At 71.4% G+C, this 20,548-nt stretch carries 18 protein-coding genes and 1 pseudogene; 15 read left to right on the forward strand and 4 right to left on the reverse strand.

From position 1 onward, the window contains the following. Nucleotides 1-12: 12 nt before the first annotated feature. From ACFWU9_RS34075 to ACFWU9_RS34110, 8 genes and pseudogenes are all read left to right on the forward strand, one after another. Nucleotides 13-654: a nicotinamide riboside transporter PnuC gene (locus ACFWU9_RS34075; RefSeq protein WP_384324976.1), complete on the forward strand. Its 642-nt coding sequence runs from the start codon at nucleotides 13-15 to the stop codon at nucleotides 652-654. Beyond that, nucleotides 651-1,943: a bifunctional 3,4-dihydroxy-2-butanone-4-phosphate synthase/GTP cyclohydrolase II gene (locus ACFWU9_RS34080; RefSeq protein ID WP_384324959.1), complete on the forward strand. Its 1,293-nt coding sequence runs from the start codon at nucleotides 651-653 to the stop codon at nucleotides 1,941-1,943. Before ACFWU9_RS34075 ends, ACFWU9_RS34080 begins: the two co-directional genes overlap by 4 nt. Nucleotides 1,944-2,021: 78 nt before the next feature. Continuing rightward, nucleotides 2,022-2,507 (forward strand): 6,7-dimethyl-8-ribityllumazine synthase, encoded by a 486-nt coding sequence (gene ribH / locus ACFWU9_RS34085; protein ID WP_384324960.1) that lies wholly within the window; start codon nucleotides 2,022-2,024, stop codon nucleotides 2,505-2,507. Nucleotides 2,508-2,541: 34 nt separating this feature from the next. Further along, nucleotides 2,542-2,814, forward strand: a complete 273-nt coding sequence (locus ACFWU9_RS34090; RefSeq protein ID WP_023543014.1) for a phosphoribosyl-ATP diphosphatase — start codon at nucleotides 2,542-2,544, stop codon at nucleotides 2,812-2,814. A gap of 136 nt (nucleotides 2,815-2,950) precedes the next feature. Continuing rightward, complete coding sequence (gene hisG, locus ACFWU9_RS34095; protein WP_384324961.1) at nucleotides 2,951-3,799, forward strand: ATP phosphoribosyltransferase; 849 nt, start codon at nucleotides 2,951-2,953, stop codon at nucleotides 3,797-3,799. Between the two features lie 20 nt (nucleotides 3,800-3,819). Beyond that, nucleotides 3,820-4,284 (forward strand): annotated as a pseudogene (locus ACFWU9_RS34100) (PH domain-containing protein); the annotation flags it as partial. Nucleotides 4,285-4,544: 260 nt separating this feature from the next. Continuing rightward, the gene (locus tag ACFWU9_RS34105) at nucleotides 4,545-6,014 is read left to right on the forward strand and encodes a hemolysin family protein (protein ID WP_384324962.1); all 1,470 of its coding nucleotides are present in this window, start codon (nucleotides 4,545-4,547) and stop codon (nucleotides 6,012-6,014) included. Next, nucleotides 6,011-7,099: a hemolysin family protein gene (locus tag ACFWU9_RS34110; RefSeq protein ID WP_384324963.1), complete on the forward strand. Its 1,089-nt coding sequence runs from the start codon at nucleotides 6,011-6,013 to the stop codon at nucleotides 7,097-7,099. The genes ACFWU9_RS34105 and ACFWU9_RS34110 overlap by 4 nt, the downstream gene beginning before the upstream one ends. Nucleotides 7,100-7,173: 74 nt before the next feature. On the opposite strand, the gene ACFWU9_RS34115 is transcribed toward ACFWU9_RS34110, so the two are convergent. Both ACFWU9_RS34115 and ACFWU9_RS34120 read right to left on the reverse strand, forming a co-directional pair. Beyond that, nucleotides 7,174-9,084, reverse strand: coding sequence for an AAA family ATPase (locus ACFWU9_RS34115; protein WP_384324964.1), 1,911 nt, complete (start codon nucleotides 9,082-9,084; stop codon nucleotides 7,174-7,176). 373 nt (nucleotides 9,085-9,457) lie between these two features. Continuing rightward, on the reverse strand, nucleotides 9,458-10,087 hold the full coding sequence (locus tag ACFWU9_RS34120; protein ID WP_384324965.1) for a uridine kinase: 630 nt from the start codon (nucleotides 10,085-10,087) through the stop codon (nucleotides 9,458-9,460). A gap of 186 nt (nucleotides 10,088-10,273) precedes the next feature. On the opposite strand from ACFWU9_RS34120, the gene ACFWU9_RS34125 reads away from it, so the two are divergent. Then, complete coding sequence (locus ACFWU9_RS34125; protein ID WP_384324966.1) at nucleotides 10,274-11,677, forward strand: peptidase C39 family protein; 1,404 nt, start codon at nucleotides 10,274-10,276, stop codon at nucleotides 11,675-11,677. A 99-nt stretch (nucleotides 11,678-11,776) separates the two neighbouring features. Next, nucleotides 11,777-12,433 carry a TetR/AcrR family transcriptional regulator gene (locus ACFWU9_RS34130; RefSeq protein ID WP_384324967.1) on the forward strand — a complete coding sequence of 219 codons (657 nt, stop codon included), beginning with the start codon at nucleotides 11,777-11,779 and terminating at the stop codon, nucleotides 12,431-12,433. Nucleotides 12,434-12,517: 84 nt separating this feature from the next. Here ACFWU9_RS34130 and ACFWU9_RS34135 read toward each other — a convergent pair whose 3' ends face one another. Beyond that, the gene (locus tag ACFWU9_RS34135; protein WP_384324968.1) at nucleotides 12,518-13,762 is read right to left on the reverse strand and encodes a glycoside hydrolase family 18 protein; all 1,245 of its coding nucleotides are present in this window, start codon (nucleotides 13,760-13,762) and stop codon (nucleotides 12,518-12,520) included. Between the two features lie 381 nt (nucleotides 13,763-14,143). On the opposite strand from ACFWU9_RS34135, the gene ACFWU9_RS34140 reads away from it, so the two are divergent. Further along, on the forward strand, nucleotides 14,144-15,316 hold the full coding sequence (locus ACFWU9_RS34140) for an acyl-CoA dehydrogenase family protein (RefSeq protein ID WP_384324969.1): 1,173 nt from the start codon (nucleotides 14,144-14,146) through the stop codon (nucleotides 15,314-15,316). Between the two features lie 151 nt (nucleotides 15,317-15,467). Here the strand turns inward: ACFWU9_RS34140 and ACFWU9_RS34145 are convergent, their stop codons facing one another. Beyond that, on the reverse strand, nucleotides 15,468-15,866 hold the full coding sequence (locus ACFWU9_RS34145) for a hypothetical protein (RefSeq protein WP_384324970.1): 399 nt from the start codon (nucleotides 15,864-15,866) through the stop codon (nucleotides 15,468-15,470). Between the two features lie 203 nt (nucleotides 15,867-16,069). Here ACFWU9_RS34145 and ACFWU9_RS34150 point away from each other — a divergent pair, with 203 nt between their 5' ends. From ACFWU9_RS34150 to fxsA, 4 genes are all read left to right on the forward strand, one after another. Further along, a complete protein-coding gene (locus ACFWU9_RS34150) occupies nucleotides 16,070-16,510 on the forward strand; it encodes an Lrp/AsnC family transcriptional regulator (protein ID WP_384324971.1) in 441 nt (146 codons plus the stop codon). A 279-nt stretch (nucleotides 16,511-16,789) separates the two neighbouring features. Then, nucleotides 16,790-18,430, forward strand: coding sequence for an amidohydrolase (locus ACFWU9_RS34155; protein WP_384324972.1), 1,641 nt, complete (start codon nucleotides 16,790-16,792; stop codon nucleotides 18,428-18,430). A 553-nt stretch (nucleotides 18,431-18,983) separates the two neighbouring features. Continuing rightward, nucleotides 18,984-19,751, forward strand: a complete 768-nt coding sequence (locus ACFWU9_RS34160) for a polyprenol monophosphomannose synthase (RefSeq protein ID WP_384324973.1) — start codon at nucleotides 18,984-18,986, stop codon at nucleotides 19,749-19,751. 53 nt (nucleotides 19,752-19,804) lie between these two features. Then, nucleotides 19,805-20,413 (forward strand): FxsA family membrane protein, encoded by a 609-nt coding sequence (fxsA, locus tag ACFWU9_RS34165; RefSeq protein ID WP_384324974.1) that lies wholly within the window; start codon nucleotides 19,805-19,807, stop codon nucleotides 20,411-20,413. Nucleotides 20,414-20,548 lie beyond the last annotated feature (135 nt).

Raw genomic sequence — 20,548 nt, forward strand, 5'->3', positions numbered from 1 at the left:
GACCGGCCGGACATGTCGTGGCTGAACGCGGAGGCGTTCACCGCCTTCGACCAGCACATCATCTGGTCCGACATGGTCGGCAACTCGATGGGCCTGATCGCCCTCGCCCTCGGCTGGCGCCGTTCGATCCTGACCTGGCCCGCGCAACTGCTCTCCGGCGCCGTCCTCGTCGCCGCCTACGCCTCCGCGCACCTCAGCGGCGGCGTGGGCAAGCAACTCCTGGTGATCGGCGTGGCGTTGTGGGGCTGGCGGATGTGGAAGCGCGGCCGGCGGGACGCCCAAAACGGCACGATCGCCGTACGGTTCGCCACCTGGCCCGAGCGCTGGGTGCTGCTCGGCGGGACCGCCCTCGGCACCCTCGCCGTCGGCGGCCTCTTCACCGCCGTACCCGACCTGTCATGGAACCCGTGGCCCGACGCGTACATCTTCGTCGGCACCCTCGCCGCCATGGTCGCGCAGGCGCGCGGACTGGTCGAGTTCTGGTTCGCCTGGCTCCTGGTGGACCTCGTCGGAGTACCGCTCGCCTTCAGCAGCGGGCTGGCCTTCTCCGGCTTCGTGTACGTCGTCTACCTCGGCCTCGTCCTCTGGGGGCTGCGGGACTGGTGGCTGCGCACCCGCGTGGCCGCCCCGGCTCTGGAAGGAGCGGCAGCATGACCGCACAGCCCACCTGGTACTCCACCGACAACATCGAGGACTTCGCCCTGGACCCGGTGGAGCGGGCGATCATGGACATCGCGGCGGGGCGGCCCGTCGTGGTCGTCGACGACGAGGACCGCGAGAACGAGGGCGATCTCGTGATCGCCGCCGAGAAGGCGACCCCCGAGATCGTCGCATTCATGATGAGCGAGTGCCGCGGACTGATCTGCGCGCCCATGGAGGGCGCGGAGCTCGACCGGCTCGAACTGCCGCAGATGGTCGACCACAACACCGAGTCGATGCGTACCGCGTTCACCGTCTCCGTCGACGCCGGACCCGCCCACGGCGTCACCACCGGCATCTCGGCCGCCGACCGCGCCACCACCCTCCGACTGCTCGCCGCCGGCGAAGCGGCAGGCCCCGCCGACTTCGTCCGGCCCGGCCATGTCTTCCCGCTGCGCGCCAAGCCGGGCGGGGTGCTCGTACGCAACGGCCACACCGAGGCGGCCGTCGACCTCGCCCGGCTGGCGGGGCTGCGCCCGGCCGGGGCGATCGTGGAGATCGCGGGCGAGGACGGCGTGATGCTGCGGCTGCCCGAGCTGATCCCGTTCGCGCGCAAGCACGGCCTGACGATCATCTCCATCGAGGACCTGATCGCCCACCGGCTGACCGCCGAGCCCACCGTCCGCCGCGAGGCCGAGGTCCGGCTGCCCACCGCGTTCGGCGAGTTCACCGCGTACGGCTACCGGTCCACCGTCGACGGCGTCGAGCATGTCGCCCTCGTCCACGGCGACATCGGCGACGGCACCGACGTCCTCGTCAGGGTGCACTCCGAGTGCCTGACCGGTGACATCTTCTCCTCGCAGCGCTGCGACTGCGGCCCCCAGCTCCAGGCCTCGATGCGACGCGTCACCGAGGCCGGCCGGGGCGTCGTCGTCTATCTGCGCGGCCACGAGGGGCGCGGCATCGGCCTGTTGTCCAAGCTGCGCGCGTACGAACTCCAGGAGCGCGGGCGCGACACCCTCGACGCCAACCTCGAACTCGGGCTGCCCGCCGACGCGCGGGACTACGCGGCCGGGGCGCAGATCCTCGAAGACCTCGGGGTGCGCAGCCTGCGGCTGATGACCAACAACCCCGACAAGGTGGACGCGTTGGTGCGGCACGGTCTCGACGTGACCGCCCGCGAACCCATGCCCGTCCAGGCGGGGGAGCACAACCTCCGGTATCTGCGCACCAAGCGGGACCGGATGGGGCACGAACTGCCCTGGCTCGACCCGGCGGCCACCTCGGCCTGCGGCAATCAGTAACCCGGCTCGTACACCTCCGTACGCGTCGGCGACACGGCAGTACTCACTGCGCATCGAACAACAGGCAACAGGAGAGACATGAGCGGCAAGGGTGCACCCGAACTGAGCGTCCGCAACTGCGGCGACCTGCGGGTGGCGGTCATCGCGGCCCTGTGGCACGAGAAGGTCATGGACGGACTCGTGGACGGCGCCCTCGGCGCCCTGCGCGAACTCGGCATCGACGAGCCGACCCTGATCAGGGTCCCCGGGAGCTTCGAGCTGCCCGTCGCCGCCAAGGTCCTCGCCGACCGCGGTTACGACGCGATCGTCGCCCTCGGCGTCGTCATCCGTGGCGGGACCCCGCACTTCGACTACGTGTGCCAGGGCGTCACCCAGGGCCTGACCCAGGTCTCGATCGACACCGGCGTACCGGTCGGATTCGGCGTCCTGACCTGCGACAACGAGGCACAGGCCCTGGACCGGGCGGGACTTGAGGCCTCCCGGGAGGACAAGGGGCACGAGGCCGCTACCGCCGCCGTGGCCACGGCCGCGACCCTGCGCGCCCTCGCCGAACCCTGGCGCTGACGGCCCCGGGGGAGCGCGTAGGCTAGGCGTCACCATGCCGAAGAAGACGTTCGAGGAGCTCTTCGCCGAGCTTCAGCAGAAGGCCGCCACGGGCGACCCCAGCACCTCCCGCACCGCCGAACTGGTGGACAAGGGAGTGCATGCCATCGGTAAGAAGGTCGTCGAAGAGGCCGCCGAGGTGTGGATGGCGGCCGAGTACGAAGGGCCCGAGGCCACCGCCGAGGAGATCTCGCAGCTGCTGTACCACGTCCAGGTGATGATGGTCGCGCGCGGGATCTCCCTCGACGACGTCTACGCCCATCTCTGAGCACCACCCTCATCGAGGTACCACCACCCCACAACTCCACGGCGCCGGGCGCGCTGTCGCGCCCGGATCCCGCCCGCCGGTCTCTCCGTCCGTTCTCCGTTCGCCGCTGTCACGCATACGTAAGGAAGCCACTCCCATGCTGCGTATCGCCGTCCCCAACAAGGGCTCCCTCTCCGCGGCAGCGTCCGAGATGCTCCATGAGGCGGGCTACCAGCAGCGCAAGGAGTCCAAGGAACTCGTCCTGGTCGACCCGGCCAACGAGGTCGAGTTCTTCTATCTGCGCCCCCGTGACATCGCGATCTATGTGAGCTCCGGCCGGCTCGACATCGGCATCACCGGGCGCGACCTGCTCCTCGACTCGGGCGCCGGAGCCGAGGAGATCCTCCCGCTGGGCTTCGCCCGCTCCACCTTCCGCTTCGCCGCCAAGCCCGGCACGGCCGCGTCCGCCGCCGACTTCGGCGGACTGACGATCGCCACCTCCTACGAAGGCGTCGTCGTCAAGTACCTCGCCGACAAGGGCGTCGACGCCTCCGTCGTCCACCTCGACGGCGCCGTCGAGACCGCGATCGAGCTGGGCGTCGCGCAGATCATCGCGGACGTGGTGGAGACCGGCACCTCCATGCGGAACGCCGGCCTCGAAGTCATCGGCGAGCCCATCATGACGTCGGAGGCGATCGTCATCCGCCGCAACGGCGCGGACTCCGGCGACCCGAAGGTCCAGCAGTTCCTGCGCCGCCTCCAGGGCGTCCTGGTCGCCCGCAGCTACGTGATGATGGACTACGACTGCCGTGCCGAGCACCTGGAGCGCGCCGTCGCCCTCACGCCCGGACTGGAGTCGCCCACCGTCTCCCCGCTGCACAACGAGGGCTGGGTCGCCGTCCGCGCGATGGTCCCCGCCGTCGAGGCGCAGCGGATCATGGACGATCTGTACGACCTGGGTGCCCGCGCCATTCTCACCACGGCCATCCACGCCTGCCGCCTGTGAAGGACTCACCCCTGATGCCCGTGCCGGCCCCCCGCCCCGCGCCCCCCGACCTACCGGCGCTCCCCGTGACGTTCCGTCCCACCGTCACCCGGGCGGTCCTGCTGTCCGTCGGGACGGTCATGCTCCTCGTCATCACGGCGATGTCCCTGCTGCTGGAGAAGCTGAACTCCGCCGAGCGGATCAGCTTCGTCTTCGTCGGGCTGCTCTTCTTCGGCGTGCTCTGCCTGCTGAGCCGCCCCAAGGTCCTCGCCGACAGCACGGGCGTCACCGTCGTCAATCTCACCCGGGTACGGCGGCTGGAGTGGGCGGAGATCCTGCGCGTCAACCTCCGGGTCGGCGACCCGTGGGTCTTTCTCGACCTGAGCGACGGCACCAGCCTGCCCGTGCTCGGCATCCAGCCGGGTGTCGCCAGGCAGAAGGCCGTACGCGACGCGCGGACCCTGCGCGCCCTCGCGGAGTCGCACGGCACCGGCACGGACACGCCGGCCGGCCCCGCCGGGGACACCCGGACGGACACCACGACCGAGGCCGGTCCTGACAGCGCCACGGACGCCGGTCCCGCGTGAACATTGCGGTGCCGGTCCCAGTGGCTACGCTGGGGGCGGAGGCGCCAGGTGCGCCCCGCCCCGCATCCGACGGCCCCGAGTACCGGCCCGCGGGGCCTCCTGCGACCCGAGGAGTGACTCCCTCCAGCAATGGACGGATCATCCGGTAGTACCCGCGCCGCCTTCGAAGAGGCGGCGGCATGACCATCCCCCTGCTGCTGCTCACCGCGGCATTCCTTCTCATCCTCGCCAACGGATTCTTCGTGGCGGCCGAGTTCGGTCTCGTGACCGTGGACCGGCCCGACGCCGAACGCGCGGCCGCGGCCGGCGACCGCCGCGCCCGTGCCGTCGTCCGGGCCCTGCGGGAGCTGTCCTTCCAGCTCTCCGGCACCCAGCTCGGCATCACCATCACCTCACTCGTCGTCGGCATGCTCGCCGAGCCCGCGCTCGCCCAACTGCTCGACGGCCCCCTCACCGCCACCGGGCTCCCCGAAGGGGCCGTGTCCGGCGTCGCCGTGGTGATCGGTGTGCTCCTCGCCTCCGCCGTCCAGATGGTCATCGGAGAACTCGTACCGAAGAACTGGGCCGTCTCCCGGCCGTTGCAGGTCGCGCGCTTCGTCGCCGGCCCGCAGCATCTCTTCGCCACCGCCTTCCGGCCCGTGATCACCCTGCTCAACGCCGTTGCCAACCGGCTGGTGCGGCTGTTCGGCGTCGAGCCGACCGACGAGCTGGCCTCGGCCCGTACGCCCGGCGAGCTGGTCTCCCTGGCCAGGCACTCCGCGCTGGCCGGCGCCCTCGAACAGGACACGGCCGACCTCTTCGTACGGACCCTGTCCCTCGGCCATCTCACCGCCCAGCACGTCATGACCCCGCGCGTGAAGGTCATAGCCCTCCAGTCGGACGCCACGGCGGCCGACGTGCTCAATCTGACGCGCGCCACCGGCCTCTCGCGCTTTCCCGTCTACCGGGAGCGCATCGACGAGATCGTGGGCATGGCCCATCTCAAGGACGCGCTCGCCGTCCCGGCGCACGAGCGGCAGCGCGCCCCCGTCGGCCGGATCTCCGTACAGGCCCAGCTCGTGCCCGAGACACTGCCCGTGCGGCAGCTCCTGGAGCGGCTGCGCAGTGAGCAGCCGATCGCCGTGGTCGTCGACGAGTACGGCGGGACGGCCGGGGTCGTCACCCTTGAGGACATCGTCGAGGAACTCGTCGGCGAGGTCCTGGACGAGCACGACAGCGAGGGCGACGGGCGGCCCGAACTCGCCGCCGTCGCCTCGGACGACGGACGCCCCACCTGGGACGCGGAGGGCAGCTGCCGGGTCCTCACCCTCCGGCGGATAGGGCTGGAGGTCCCGGACGGGCACTACGAGACGGTGGCCGGACTGGTCGCCGACCTGCTGGGCCGGATTCCCGCCCCGGGCGACCGCGCGGAGCTGCCGGGCTGGCGGCTCACCGTCCGGCAGGTTGGGCGCTACCGGGCCGAGCGGGTCCGGCTGGTGCGGACCGGCGACGTGCCGGCCCCGCCGCAGCCGAAGCCGGCACCGACGGCGAGACCGACGACCTCCAGGGTCACGGTCAGAACGACCGCACCGGCCCCGGCCAAGGCGCCCGCGCCCCCACCCGCGCCCGCGTCCACGCCCGCCACGGCAAGTGCGGAGGCGGCCCGGTGAGCGTCCTCCAACTTCTCTTCGCCGTCCTGCTCGTCCTCGCCAACGGATTCTTCGTCGGAGCCGAGTTCGCGCTCGTCTCCGTACGGCGCAGCCAGATCGAACCCCTGGCCGCCGCCGGATCGGCACGCGCCAGACAGGTGCTGCACGGGCTGGAGAATCTTCCGCAGATGATGGCCGCCGCGCAGTTCGGCATCACCATCTGCTCCCTGACGCTCGGCGCCGTCGCCGAGCCCACCGTGGCCCATCTCCTCGAACCGCTCTTCCACGCGGCTCACGTCCCCGAGGGCCTGATCCATCCGCTGGGCTTCTTCATCGCCCTGGCCCTGGTCGTCTTCCTCCATCTGGTCATCGGCGAGATGGTCCCGAAGAACCTCGCCATGGCCGCGCCCGAGCGGACCGCCGTCTGGCTCAGCCCCGGCCTCGTCGGCTTCGCCCGCCTCTGCCGCCCCGTCACCGCCGCCCTCGGCGCCTGCGCCACGCTGGTCCTGCGCGCCTTCGGGGTCGAGCCCAAGGACGAGGTGGAGGCCGTCTTCACCAGTGAACAGCTGAACCGGCTCGTGGAGGACTCCGGCCAGGCCGGCCTCCTCGAACCGGAGGAGCAGGAGCGGCTGGAGGACGCCCTGGAACTCGGCTCCCGGCCGGTCACCGACGTCCTGCTCACCCGGGCCGGACTGGTGACCGTGACCCCCGCCGTCACCCCCCGCGAGATCGAGGAGCTGACGGTGCGCACCGGCTTCTCCCGCTTCCCGGTCTGCGCCGACAACGCGGGGGTCTTCATGGGGTACGTGCACGTCAAGGACGTCCTCGAACTGGAGGACCGGGAGCGCGCCGTACCGCAGCACGTCTGGCGGCCGATGACGACCCTGCGGGCCGAACTGCCGCTGGACGACGCCCTCACCGTCATGCGCCGGGCCGCCACCCACCTGGCGCAGGTCGCCGACGGGACCGGCCGCGTGCTGGGCCTCGTCGCGCTGGAGGACGTACTGGAAATGCTCGTCGGTGAGGTACGGGACCCGTCCCACCGGCAGGTGGCACGGCCGGTGCGGCAGCGCACCGACCAGGCCGGGCAGGTCCTGGCCCGCTGAGACCGGCACCGCCGGAGGGGCCGCGACGGGTCCCTCCGGCTGGGGCGCCCCTCCCGGCCCCGGCCGCCGCGCTCCTAGAGCCCCATGGGGTCCTGCGGCCCCCGGTTCACCGGTCCCCGGCCCGACAGCACCTCGCCGTACGCCTGCATCAGATCCGGCAGCCGCAGTGTGGCCAGATCGTCGCGGCCCGGTGTGTTCGTGTAGCCGGAGAGCCGCAGATCGCGGTAGGCGCAGCTCTTCTCGTACAGCGTGCGCAGGAACCGGCCGTTGCCCAGTTCGTCGATCCAGCCCTGGTCGACCACATGGCCGCTGATGCTGCGCAGTTCGTCCAGCGCCTCCTCGTCCCAGACGTCGTCGTTCTCGGCGGCCAGCACCTCGCCGATCGCGGTCAGTTCGAGGGGCCGGTAACTGGGGAAGTCGACGCGCGTCGTGAAGCGCGAGGAGAGCCCGGGGTTGGTGGCGAGCAGCCGGTCCATCCCCTCCGGATAGCCCGCCAGTATGACCACGAGATGGTTGCGGTTGTCCTCGGCGCGCTTCAGCAGCACCTGAAGGGCCTCGTCGCCGTACGCGTCGCCCTTGCTGTAACCGGAGTTGGCGAGGCTGTACGCCTCGTCCACGAAGAGCACACCACCGATCGCCGAGTCGATCAGCTCGTTCGCCTTCACCGCCGTCTGACCCAGGAACTCGCCGACCAGGTCGGCCCGTTGGGCCTCGACCAGATGGTCGCCGCCGAGCAGCCCGAGCGCGTAGAAGACCCGGCCGAGGATGCGGGCGACGGTCGTCTTCCCCGTGCCCGAGGGACCGGAGAAGACGAAATGCCTTTTGGGCGGCTGTACGGGCAGGCCCTGGCCGGCACGTAACCGAGCCATGTTGAGCTGTGCGGACAACGCCTTGACCTGCCGCTTGACCGGCTCCAGGCCGACCATCCGCTCCAGCTCCGCCAGCGCCTCGGCCAGCAGGACCGGATCGGTCGGACGGTCGGGGAACTGCGGCGGAACGGGCTGCGCCGGTACACGCGCCTTCTCCCGTATCCCGTCCGTCGGGTCCACGGGGTCCGGCGGCACACCCACCCCGTACGGCGACTGCGCGTCGACGCCCGGCCGGGGGTCGGGCCCTTGCGGATACTCGCCGTCGGCCTGCCCGTCCACCGCGAGCGCGTCCTGGCCGAAGCCGGCCAGCGCGACCGACGCGAGACCGGAGGAGTCGTCGGCCCCGTCGTAACCGTCGGAGTCCGTGATCGCGGCCAGCCGGGCCGCGGTGTCCATGAAGCTGGGGTCGATACGGTGCACCGCCCGGTAGAGCGGCAGGGCGGCGGCGCTGCGGCCGGTCCCCTCGTGCGCGCGGGCCAGCCAGTAGCGCAGCTCCTTGCGCTGAGGCTGCTCACTGCGGCAGCGCATCAGCGAGGTCGAGAGCAGCGGCTCGGCCTGCCCGTACATCTCCAGCCGGACGCGTGCCATCCCGCCGAAGAGACCCGCCTCGATGCCCAGCAGGGGGTCGTTGACGAGGGACTCGGTGTGGCGCACCAACTGGTCCCAGTCCTTGACCAGATAGGCGCGGCAGGCGTGCAGGAAGCGCACGTGCGGATCGGCGTCCACGGGCGGCAGCCCGGCCAGCGCCCGGTCCAGCTCGGGCACATGGCGGCCGTCGAGCCAGTGCGAGGCGTGCGCGAGCAGCAGATCGCGCCGGCTTTCCAGCACCGGTTGCACCCACCAGCCCAGCCAGTACCAGGAGTTGAGCGTACGGCGGTGAAGGGAGCGCTGTTCGCCGAAGCGGTCGCGATGGCGGTACATGTGCAGCAGAGCGGTCGTGGTGTCGACCCGCAGCGCGTGCAACCCGAGCCAGCCGTCCGCCATCCCGGGATCGAGCCGTACGGCCTCCCGGAACTCCTCCTCCGCCTGTGGGTACGCCCCCATCGTGTAAGCGTCCACACCACGCACCCACGCGAGATCGGCCGGGGCCCCAGCGCCCTGCGTGCCGATGTCCATCAGGCCCCCCACCAACCATGACCCCGTGATGTCCCGCCGGGCGGACGCCCGTCGGGAGAGCGTGCTGAACCACCTTGTCGTGGACGGGAATTGACCCCTGACCAACCCAACCTAGAGGAATCGTACCTGCGCAGAGGGTGCGCGACTAAGGGCGCAGCCGTCACGCCCGCACCGGTGACCCAGGGTGATCGCTGGGTGGGAGGCGGCGCCGGGGACGAGGCGAAGAGGGCAGAACGAAGCCCCCGATCACGGGGGAACAACCGGGGGCTTCGCGTCTGGGCGGCTCCGAAAAGCCGCACATTGAGAACGTAAGACCTGTCCCACCCCTTGGTCAAGCCGAGTTGAGGCCCCTTCGGGGCTGATTTCCGACTGCTCAGTATGGAGGCGGGGGTCGGTGACCGTGGGTGACGGGGCGGTCCTGCCGTGCGGTCACAGGGGTTCCGGGCAGCCACTTGTACCCCTCCTGCCACTCACGCACCAGCACATCGGCGTACGGACGCGACGGATCAGTCTCGAAATGGCGTGTCTCCGCCCGCGTCCAGTCGTCCCAGAAGGCCGAGAGGGCGGATCCGTCACGCTCACGGCCCCGTTGCCAGGATTCCTCGGCGCCCCGGTCCATCCACAGCAGCCTCGCCAGCCACGGCCGTACCGCCGCCCGGCCCGCGCCCACCCCCTCGATCAGCACCACCGGCGCGGGGAGCAGGGGACGGGGCGCACGGAAGCGCCGCAGGGTCCAGTCGTACGGCGCGTACCGCGCGGACTCCCCGCGCGCGAGCGGTCCGAGCACATCCCCGGCGAGCCGCTCCGTCCAGTCGAAGAAGGCCTCGTGGGTGGCCAGGTCGTCCAGCCGCAGCACGGGCGCCCCGCCGAGTGCGGCGGCGAGCCGCGTGGCGAAGGTGGTCTTGCCCGAACCGGCGTGGCCGTCGACCGCGACCAGCCGTACCGGTCCGCAGGAGGGCGGCAGCGTGCGCAGGGCCGTAGCGGCTTCGGTGAGGTCGTCCACCCGGCCAGCCTATGCGCGGGCGCCCGGGGACCGGCGCCGCCCCGTGCGGGGCCCTTGCGGCGCCTGATGTCACTGGTGGAGACCAATATTGGTTCCGCGACGCGAGGCGAATCGCTGGCAGAAGCTGTCCGGGACCCGGGATAGTTGACGGATTGTCGTGCACCAGACCAGTGACCCGGGGGTCCGATGAACAACCCAGCTCCTTCCCGGAACGGCTCGGCGTCGCGCCGTACGGTGCTCGCCACCGCCCTCGCAGCGGCCGGCGCGGGCGTCCTCTCGGCCGCCTCTCCCGCCGCTGCGGCCTCTCCCGCCTCTCCCTCCGCCCGCTTCGGCCCGTCGGCCGTCCACCACCGCGCGGGCGCTCCCGTGGACAACCGGTTCTGGAGCTCGTCCGCCGACTGGCGCGGCGGCACCGGCAACGGTACGAAGGTCCTCACCGCCGGCCGCTCCGGCCTGGTCGTCGCCACCCCCGCGGGCAGCACCGACTACACCGACCCGCACACGGGCGCGACCAGCACCTGGGAGTACGCGACCTGGACCTCGCCGGTCCACCGCTCCACCGTCCCGGCCACCGAGGCGATCGCCTCGTGGAACGCCGAGACCCCCGCCGGCACCTGGATCCAGATCGACCTGCGCGGCACCTACTCGGACGGCGCGGCCACCCCCTGGTACGTGATGGGCCGCTGGGCGTCCGGGGACGGCGACATCCGCCGTACCTCCGTCGACGACCAGACGGACGACCGCAGCACCGTGTGGACCGACACCTTCGCCATCGACGACCCGGCGAGCGGTCTGCGGCTGGCCTCGTACCAGCTCCGGCTGACGCTCCACCGCAAGCCGGGCACGACGCTCACCCCCACGGTCCGCCGCGTCGGCGCGATGGCCTCGGACATCCCCGACCGCTTCACCGTCCCCGCCGCGGGGCACGAGGTGACCCGCGAGCTGGCCGTGCCGCGCTACTCGCAGAACACCCACGTCGGCCAGTACCCGGAGTACGACAACGGCGGCGAGGCCTGGTGCAGCCCCACCTCCTCGCAGATGATCATCGAGTACTGGGGCCGTAAGCCCACCGCGGCCGACCTCGCCTGGGTGAATCCGGCCTTCGCCGACCCCCAGGTCTGCCACGCGGCCCGGTTCACCTTCGACTACCAGTACGACGGCTGTGGCAACTGGCCCTTCAACGCGGCCTACGCGAGCGGCTACAAGGACATGAACGCCGTCGTCACCCGGCTCGGCTCGCTCGCCGACGTCGAGCGGCTGATCCGCGCGGGCATCCCGGTCATCACGTCCCAGTCGTTCCTGGAGAAGGAGCTCACCGGCGCGGGCTACGGCACCTCCGGCCATCTGATGACCGTGATCGGTTTCACGGCGGCGGGGGACGTGATCGCCAACGACCCGGCCTCACCGAGCAACGAGGCCGTACGCCGGATCTACAAGCGCCGCGAGTGGGAGAACATCTGGCTCCGTACGAAGCGCTACAACGCCTCGGGCACGGTGGTCTCGGGCACGGGCGGCGTCTGCTACCTCTACTGGCCCGTCGAGCCCACCGCCGCCCAGCGGAAGGCACTGGAGGCGGTCGGCGTGCGCTGAGCCGTCCGGCAGGGCGTCCACGGCGCCGGTCCCGGCCCCTTCCAGCGGGTCTGCAATACTGCGGATCTCCTGTGACAGCCGAGACTGGGAAGCGCGGACTTGAACAACAGGCAGCAGCGTGGCGAGAGCGAGCGGGCGCAGACCCGCCGCTCCGAACTCATCGCCACCGGCCGTAAGTTGTTCGCCGACACGTCGTACGACGCCCTGTCGATGGACGACATCGCCCAGCACGCCGGCGTCGCCAAAGGGCTGATCTACTACTACTTCAAGAACAAGCGCGGCTACTACCTCGCCATCATCGAGGACTCGGTGATGGAGCTGGTCTCGCTCGCGTCCGGCGGCGGCGACCTGCCGAACACCGAGCGCGTACAGCGCACCGTCGAGGCCTATCTCAAGTTCGCGCAGTACAACGAGGCCGCCTACCGCACGATCATCACCGGCGGCGTCGGCTTCGACACCCAGGTCCAGGCGATCCGCGACGCGGTGCGTACGGGACTGGTCTCCACCGTCGCCGAGCGTGCCTACGGCCGCCAGGACATCCCGCCGATCGCCAGGCTCGCCCTGCTGGGCTGGCTCAGCAGCGTCGAGTGGCTGACCCTCGAATGGCTGGAGCACCGCGAGGAACTGCCCCGGGAGATACCGCGCGATCTGCTGGTACGGATGCTCCGGCACACGTTCAACACGATCGAGGAGTTCTCGCCCGAGTGCCCGGCGCCGCCGCCGGACCCGGACTTCCGGCCGTACACCGGTCTCTGAACGCCTCCCGGAGAGCGGGTGAGTCCCGGGGACGACGAAGGCGCCGGACGGGCCCCGGAGGGCCGTCCGGCGCCTCCTGCCGGGCTAGTCGATCGCCTTGATCAGTTCGCCGTCGGCCGTGTCGCCGCTGAGCTCCCAGAAGAAGGTGCCTCCCAGGCCCTGCTCGTTCTTGTAGTCCATCTTGGTGCCGATGGTGGCGGGGGTGTCGTAGCTCCACCAGTTGGAGCCGCAGTGGGCGTACGCCGTACCGGCCACCGTGCCGTTGGCCGGGCACGTGTTCTTCAGGACCTTGTAGTCCTCGATGCCCGCCTCGTAGGTGCCCGGGGCCGCGCCCGTCGCGGTACCGCCCGGCTCGGACTGGGTCACCCCGGTCCAGCCACGCCCGTAGAAGCCGATGCCGAGCAGCAGCTTCTCCGCCGGAACGCCCTTGGCCTTCAGCTTGGTGATCGCCGCGTCGGTGTCGAAGCCCTCCTGCGGGATGCCCTCGTACGAGGTGAGCGGCGAGTGCGGGGCCGTGGGGCCCTGCGGAGCGAACGCGCCGAAGAAGTCGTACGTCATCGGCAGGTACCAGTCGAGGTACTGGGCGGCCGCGCCGTAGTCGGTGGCGTCGATCTTGCCGCCCTCGGACGCGTCGGCGGTGATGGCCGCCGTGACGAGGTCCTCGCCGCCGAACTCCGTACGGAGCGCGGAGACCATGTTCGTGAAGGCGTCCGGCCCGCTGGTGTCACAGGTCAGACCGCAGGCGTTCGGGTACTCCCAGTCGATGTCGATGCCGTCGAAGACATCGGCCCAGCGCGGGTCCTCGACCAGGTCGTGGCAGGACTTGGCGAACGCGGCCGGGTTCTTCGCCGCCTCACCGAACCCGCCCGACCAGGACCAGCCGCCGAACGACCAGATCACCTTGAGACCGGGGTGGAGCGCCTTGAGCTTGCGCAGCTGGTTGAAGTTGCCGCGCAGGGGCTGGTCCCAGGTGTCGGCGACGCCGTCGACGGACTGGTCGGCGGTGTAGGCCTTCTCGTGGTCGGCGAAGGCGTCGCCGATGGTGCACTTGCCGCCCTGGACGTTGCCGAAGGCGTAGTTGATATGCGTCAGCTTGTCGGCCGACCCGGAGGTCTGGATGTTCCTCACATGGTAATCGCGCTGGTAGACACCCCAGTTGGCGAAGTATCCGATGACCTTCTCACCGGCGGCTGTGGGGGCCGCCCGGTTCGTCTCCTGGTCGGCGGCGGCGGTACCGGCGCCGGCGAGCAGGGACACGCCGAGCACGGCCGTACAGGCCGCGGCGACGAGCGCCCGGAAGCGGGCGCGGGGACGGTGGGGTCCGAGCATGGGGTCTCCTCGTGGGGGAGGGAGATCGAGGTCCCCGCCGTCGACGTGGCAGGGACGCGGAGTGTGTTCTCCGGGACGGTAGAAGGACTAGACCAGTGGGTCAATGGTACGGACCGACTTCCCGGCCGGAGCGGCGTGGCTCGAAGGCGGCGGACGGAACGGGAGCGGCACCCGGACCGGGGCTGATCTCCCGTGACTGCGCCCCGCCGATCGGGCATACTCAACGCGCCACAACCGCTGGTCAGCCCCTCCCGTAACCCGGGAGGGCAGCATCGGTTGGGCAGTATCCCGGTCCGGGGACACCCCGGGTCCCGACCGGCGTCCGCCGCCACACCCAGCGCGCGGCCGCCGTACCGTCCCGACAGGGAGGAGAGCGCCGCCATGCCCGACCGCGCCCCGCGAACGGTGGAACGCCAGTTGCCCACCGAGGAGTCCAAGGACCTGCTCGCGCTCGTACGCGACATCGTCGAGCGGGAGATCGTCCCCACGGCGGCCGAAGAGGAGGAGGCGGGCCACTTCCCCCGGGAGACCTTCACCCTCCTCTCCGAATCCGGACTGCTCGGCCTGCCGTACGACTCCGAACACGGCGGCGGAGACCAGCCGTACGAGGTCTACCTCCAGGTCCTCGAAGAGCTCGCCGCGGCCCGCCTCACCGTCGGACTCGGGGTCAGCGTCCACTCCCTGGCCTGCCACGCCCTCGCCGCGTACGGCACCCCCGACCAGCAGGCCGGACACCTTCCCGCCATGCTGGGCGGCGGTCTGCTGGGCGCGTACTGCCTCTCCGAACCCTCGTCCGGCTCCGACGCTGCCTCGCTGCGCACCAGGGCCGTCAGGGACGGCGACGACTGGGTGATCACCGGCACGAAGGCCTGGATCACCCACGGCGGCATCGCCGACTTCTACACCGTGCTCGCACGCAGCGGCGGCGAGGGCGCCGGCGGTATCTCGGCCTTCCTGGTGCCCGGCGACGCCGACGGGCTGAGCGCCGCCGCGCCCGAGCGGAAGATGGGCATGAAGGGCTCGCCCACCGCCCAACTCCACTTCGACGGCGTGCGGATCGGCGACGACCGGCGGATCGGCGACGAGGGGCAGGGGTTCGCCATCGCGCTCTCCGCACTCGACTCCGGCCGGCTCGGGATCGCCGCCTGCGCCGTGGGCGTCGCGCAGGCGGCCCTGGACGAGGCGGTGGAGTACGCCACCGGACGGCGGCAGTTCGGCCGCCCCGTCGCCGACTTCCAGGGACTGCGCTTCATGCTCGCCGACATGGCGACCCGGATCGAGGCGGGGCGGGCCCTGTACCTCGCGGCGGCGCGGCTGAGGGACGCCGGACTGCCGTTCTCCCGGCAGGCCGCGATGGCGAAGCTGTTCTGCACCGACGCGGCGATGCAGGTCACCACGGACGCCGTTCAGGTGCTCGGCGGCTACGGATACACCGCCGACTTCCCCGCCGAGAGATACATGCGCGAGGCGAAGGTGCTCCAGATCGTCGAAGGCACCAACCAGATCCAGCGCATGGTGATCGCCCGTCATGTCGCCGGGTCCGAGACGCGCTGACCCGTCCGCCCGAACGGTCCGTCAGCACTGGTCCGCCCGAACGGTCCGTCAGCACTGGTCCGTCCGTCAGCTGTCGTCAACTGGCGGACGGGACAGGGTGTTTGACGTGAGGTCCGAAGGTGGTCCGGCCCGTGCTCGATGTACGGGAGCGTCAGGCGGCTTCGCGCCGCAGGTGCGGCACCTTGAACGGGCGCGAACCCGGACCGCCCGCGTGGGAGAACGGCTGGGTGCGCCAGTCCAGGCCCTGGGGGAGCGTCAGCAGCAGCGCGGTGTCCTGCTCCTGGGCGTCGAGCGACTCGTCGGCCGGCCGGGCGTCCATGGCCGAACGGCCCGTACCCGCGCACACGGTGAGAACGAACGGGTTCCACGGGCTGGGGCACAGCGCGTGCTCCGGCAGGCTGTCCTCGTCCGCCAGCAGGGCGATCGGCTGGGAGCAGTCCGGGCACACGACCCGGAACATCTCGAAGGTGTCGTAGAAGTCGAGCTCGTCGGTCTCGACGGGATCAACAGGCTCCGGTTCGATACGTCCGGTGCGCTTCAGGCTCTGCATGGAGACACTCCCCCTCGGGTGGGCCGACAGCCACGTGCGGCCTCGACCACAGCAAGCAATTCCCGTCGCGCGCCTTAGGTAACCGTGAGGTCTCGATGGAGCCCGCGACATATCTGTGGTGTTCGTCACATGCCCGGCGCAGGTGACGATCCGGTACACCGTCGACTGTGCCGGAAGTGACCAGGGGCAATAGGTTGATCCGCATGGAGGAGTTGGATCGTCAGATCGTGCAGTTGCTCGTCAAGGACGGGCGGATGAGCTACACCGACCTGGGCAAGGCCACGGGCCTGTCCACCTCGGCGGTGCATCAGCGCGTCCGCAGGCTGGAGCAGCGCGGAGTGGTACGCGGCTACGCCGCCGTGGTGGACCCGGAAGCCGTGGGCCTGCCCATGACGGCCTTCATCTCGGTCAAGCCGTTCGACCCCAGCGCACCGGACGACATCGCGGAACGGCTGGCCCCGATCCCCGAGATCGAGGCGTGCCACAGCGTGGCGGGCGAGGAGAACTACATCCTCAAGGTACGGGTGGCGACGCCGCTGGAACTGGAACACCTGCTGACCCGCATCCGCACCCTGGCGGGTGTCTCCACACGCACGACGGTGGTGCTCTCGACCCCGTACGAGGCACGGGGGCCGCACTTCTAGGGCTCGGTTCGCCTCCGGGGCGCTCTGAGTCGATGTCGACGGTCGACCGTGCTCAGCCGCTTTTTCAGGGCTCGGTTCGCCTCCGGGGCGCTTCAAGTCGGCGTCGACGGTCGACCGTGCTCACCCCCTCGTTCCTCGGGGCCTGTGCGCGCTCTCCCTTTCGACACCGACGCGCCCCTTCGGCTCACTCGCCAGATGCTCTGCCGGGGCGCGTGCACCCGGTTGTCAGGCATACCCCTGCGCGTCGTTCTCGTGCCGGGAGGCGGGAGACTGGGCCGTATGAACCATCGCGCCGACCCCCAGAGCGAACCCCGCACCGTGCTGCTGCGTGGGGGAGAAGTCCACAGCCCCGCCGACCCCTTCGCCACCGCGATGGTCGTCGAAGGTGGGCATGTCGCCTGGGTGGGGTCCGAAGGCGCCGCCGACTCCTTCGCCTCCGGTGTCGACGAGACCGTCGACCTCGAAGGCGCGCTCGTCACCCCCGCGTTCACCGACGCGCACGTCCACACCACCGCGACCGGCCTCGCCCTCACCGGGCTCGACCTGGCCGGCGCCCGAACCCTCGGCGACGCCCTCGCGCTCGTACGGGCCCACCGCACCGCGCACCCCGGTGACCGGGTCCTCATCGGACACGGCTGGGACGCCTCGCGGTGGCCGGAGCGCCGCGCTCCCACCCGTCGGGAACTCGACGAGGCGGCCGACGGCAGGCCGCTCTACCTGACCCGGGTCGACGTCCACTCCGCCGTGGTGACCACCGCCCTCCTCGACCAGGTGCCGGGCATCGGTGAGCTGGCCGGATTCCACCCTGACGCCCCGCTGACCGGCGACGCCCATCACGCCGTACGCGCCGCCGCACACTCCGCCGTGACCCCCGCGCAGCGCACCGAGGCCCAGCGCGCCGCGCGCGCCCGCGCGGCCTCTCTCGGGATCGGCACGCTCCACGAGTGCGCCGGCCCCGACATCTCCGGCGATGACGACTTCACCGGGCTGCTCAGGCTGGCCGGCGACGAAGCGGGCCCGCACGTCCTCGGGTACTGGGCCGAGCGGATCAGCGACGGCAAGGGCGCCGCGCGGATCCGGGAGCTCGGAGCCGTCGGCGCGGCGGGGGATCTCTTCGTGGACGGCTCGTTCGGGTCGCACACCGCCTGGCTGCACGAGCCGTACGCGGACGCGCCCCACACCGGCGCCGCCCACCTCGACGCGGCCGACATCGCCGCCCATGTCACGGCCTGCACCGAAGCCGGGCTCCAGGCAGGTTTCCACGCCATCGGTGACGCCGCGATCGGCGCGGTCGTCGACGGGACCCGCGCCGCCGCCGAACGGCTCGGCCTCTCCCGGATCCGGGCCGCCCGCCACCGGGTCGAGCACGCCGAGATGCTCACCCCCGAGACCGTCGCCGCCTTCGCCGAACTCGGTCTCACCGCCTCCGTCCAGCCCGCGTTCGACGCGGCGTGGGGCGGCGCCGACGGCATGTACGCGGACCGGCTCGGTGAGACCCGCGCCCGTACCCTCAACCCCTACGCCGCCCTCCTGCGCGCCGGTGTCCCCCTCGCCTTCGGCTCCGACAGCCCGGTGACCCCGCTCGACCCGTGGGGCATCATCAGGGCCGCCGCCTTCCACCGGACACCCGAGCACCGTGTCTCCGTACGCGCCGCCTTCACCGCCCACACGCGCGGCGGCGGGCGCGCCGCCGGCCGGGACGACACGGGCGTGCTCGTGCCCGGCGCACCCGCCGACTACGCGCTCTGGCGCACCGAGGAGCTGATCGTCCAGACCCCCGACGACCGGGTCTCCCGCTGGTCCACCGATCCGCGTTCGGGGACCCCCGGCCTGCCCGATCTCACCCCGGGCGCGGCCCTGCCGGTCTGTCTGCGGACCGTGGTCGGCGGGCGAACGGTGTTCTTGCGACCGAACGAGTGATGTACTCGTGTTTCCGTTCCGCCGACAGATGCCCGCCGGTGACTGTCGCGACCAGCGGATCTTCCCCGCTGACCTGCTGAAACAGGCAAATGCCGCAGGTCAAAGGAGTGTTGACAGCACGCACACACCGGCCGGTAGGTTCGGCCGGGTCCACCAAAGGACGTCCGACCGGCAACTCCCACGCAGTCGTCGAACGCCGCTGGGCCATGGGGTGGTGCACCGCACCGGCGCACCGCCACTGGGAGCCAGGTTCAGCGCCCGCGCCTCGGGGGCGAGGGAAGGTTTCTGCCGGTCGGCGGGTGCGACCCGGGTAGGGCCCCGGCGTTCAGTAGACAACGGCTCTCGGTCGACTCGCAGCCGGCGGGTCCCAGGTCGGCCCGAAGGACGCCGGGACCCGATCCGCAGGCCCCGGATCCCCCCGCCCCGGCGCTCGCGCGGGCGGATTCCGGCCGCCCCCGCCCCCTCCCGAACGACACCGCGCCACCGTGTGGACAAGGACCCCTCGCGTGCTCGCTAAGGTGGTACATCTGCGTACGGCGATTAAGGGGCAGTTGTGAACGACGGTGGTCAGAGGCAGTACGGCCCGCTCGGCGCAGCCTTGGTGATCATCCCGACCTTCAACGAGGCGGAGAACATCAAACGGATTGTCAACCGCGTGCGCGCGGCGGTCCCCGAGGCCGACATCCTCGTGGCCGACGACAACAGCCCCGACGGCACCGGAAAGATCGCCGACGAACTCGCCGCCGACGACAGCCAGGTCCATGTCCTGCACCGCAAGGGCAAGGAGGGGCTGGGCGCGGCCTATCTGGCCGGATTCCACTGGGGCATCGAGCGTGGCTACGGGGTCCTGGTCGAGATGGACGCCGACGGCTCCCACCAGCCCGAGGAACTGCCCCGGCTGCTGACCGCCCTCAAGGGCGCCGACCTCGTGCTCGGCTCGCGCTGGGTGCCCGGCGGCCGGGTGGTGAACTGGCCGAGGACCCGGGAGATGATCTCGCGCGGCGGCAGCACGTACTCACGGGCGCTGCTCGGTCTCCCGCTGCGCGACATCACCGGCGGATTCCGCGCCTTCCGCAAGGAGACGCTCGACCGGCTCGGGCTGGACGAGGTCGCCTCGCAGGGCTACTGCTTCCAGGTCGACCTCGCGCGCCGGGCCGTCGAGGCCGGCTGCCATGTCGTGGAGGTGCCGATCACCTTCGTCGAACGCGAACTGGGCGACTCCAAGATGAGCCGGGACATCCTCGTGGAAGCGCTCTGGCGGGTCACCGCGTGGGGCGTCGGCACCCGGGCCAACCGCATGCTGGGCCGTAAGCCCCTCTGATCGGGTCCGCCCCTCGTACGACAACGCGCCTCGCCGCCAGGCACACTGGAAGCATGACGACCGGCGCACCGCCTCCCGCGGCTCCGCAGCGCTCTCGCGCGCGCACATTTGTTCCCCTGGGCATCGCCGTCTGGCTGGTGCTCGAAATCTGGCTGCTCATTGTGGTGGCCGGCGCGACGAACGGGCTGACCGTACTGGCCCTGTTGCTCGGCGCGGGCGTCCTCGGCTCGGTGGTCGTGAAGCGGGCGGGCCGGCGGGCCTTCCGCAATCTCACCGAGACCCTCCAGCAGGCGCAGCGGCAGCAGCAGAACCCCGGTGCCGCCGAGACCGAGGAGGGCTCGAAACCCACCTCGGGCAACGGTTTCCTGATGCTGGGCGGTCTGCTGATCATGCTGCCGGGGCTGGTCTCCGACGCCGTCGGGCTGGTCCTGCTGATTCCGCCGGTGCGCACGCTGCTGAGCAGGCGGGTGGAGCGGTCGCTGGAGCGCCGGATGCGCGCCGCGGGCCCCGGCGGTTTCGGCGACGCCTTCCAGCAGGCTCAGCAGTCCAGGATGACCCGCCCGGACGGCAAGGTCGTCCAGGGCGAGGTCATCAGGCACGACGAACCGAAGCCGCCGCGCGACTCCGGCGAGGACGGACCCCGCCCGCCGCTGACACCCTGAGGCAGCCGAAGCCCCGAGCCGGCGGAACGGCGGGGCGGACATGGCAAGAGCCGTGGGGGGGGGGCCGGGGGGGGGGGGGGGCGCGGCGCACCCCGGCACGCCGGTGGGGGTGTCGGGGTGGGGTGGGCGCGGAGA

Source organism: Streptomyces sp. NPDC058653 (genome assembly GCF_042716895.1).
GTDB lineage: Bacteria > Actinomycetota > Actinomycetes > Streptomycetales > Streptomycetaceae > Streptomyces.

What these genes read in the sequence shown, in the direction of transcription:
- ACFWU9_RS34105 (WP_384324962.1), top strand. Translation starts at nt 4,545, where the DNA reads ATGACCATCCCCCTGCTGCTGCTCACCGCGGCATTCCTTCTCATCCTC.
- ACFWU9_RS34140 (WP_384324969.1), top strand. Translation starts at nt 14,144, where the DNA reads ATGCCCGACCGCGCCCCGCGAACGGTGGAACGCCAGTTGCCCACCGAG.
- ribH (WP_384324960.1), top strand. Translation starts at nt 2,022, where the DNA reads ATGAGCGGCAAGGGTGCACCCGAACTGAGCGTCCGCAACTGCGGCGAC.
- ACFWU9_RS34075 (WP_384324976.1), top strand. Translation starts at nt 13, where the DNA reads ATGTCGTGGCTGAACGCGGAGGCGTTCACCGCCTTCGACCAGCACATC.
- ACFWU9_RS34145 (WP_384324970.1), bottom strand. Translation starts at nt 15,866, where the DNA reads ATGCAGAGCCTGAAGCGCACCGGACGTATCGAACCGGAGCCTGTTGAT.
- ACFWU9_RS34135 (WP_384324968.1), bottom strand. Translation starts at nt 13,762, where the DNA reads ATGCTCGGACCCCACCGTCCCCGCGCCCGCTTCCGGGCGCTCGTCGCC.
- ACFWU9_RS34150 (WP_384324971.1), top strand. Translation starts at nt 16,070, where the DNA reads ATGGAGGAGTTGGATCGTCAGATCGTGCAGTTGCTCGTCAAGGACGGG.
- ACFWU9_RS34155 (WP_384324972.1), top strand. Translation starts at nt 16,790, where the DNA reads ATGAACCATCGCGCCGACCCCCAGAGCGAACCCCGCACCGTGCTGCTG.
- fxsA (WP_384324974.1), top strand. Translation starts at nt 19,805, where the DNA reads ATGACGACCGGCGCACCGCCTCCCGCGGCTCCGCAGCGCTCTCGCGCG.
- ACFWU9_RS34090 (WP_023543014.1), top strand. Translation starts at nt 2,542, where the DNA reads ATGCCGAAGAAGACGTTCGAGGAGCTCTTCGCCGAGCTTCAGCAGAAG.
- ACFWU9_RS34125 (WP_384324966.1), top strand. Translation starts at nt 10,274, where the DNA reads ATGAACAACCCAGCTCCTTCCCGGAACGGCTCGGCGTCGCGCCGTACG.
- hisG (WP_384324961.1), top strand. Translation starts at nt 2,951, where the DNA reads ATGCTGCGTATCGCCGTCCCCAACAAGGGCTCCCTCTCCGCGGCAGCG.
- ACFWU9_RS34115 (WP_384324964.1), bottom strand. Translation starts at nt 9,084, where the DNA reads ATGGACATCGGCACGCAGGGCGCTGGGGCCCCGGCCGATCTCGCGTGG.
- ACFWU9_RS34080 (WP_384324959.1), top strand. Translation starts at nt 651, where the DNA reads ATGACCGCACAGCCCACCTGGTACTCCACCGACAACATCGAGGACTTC.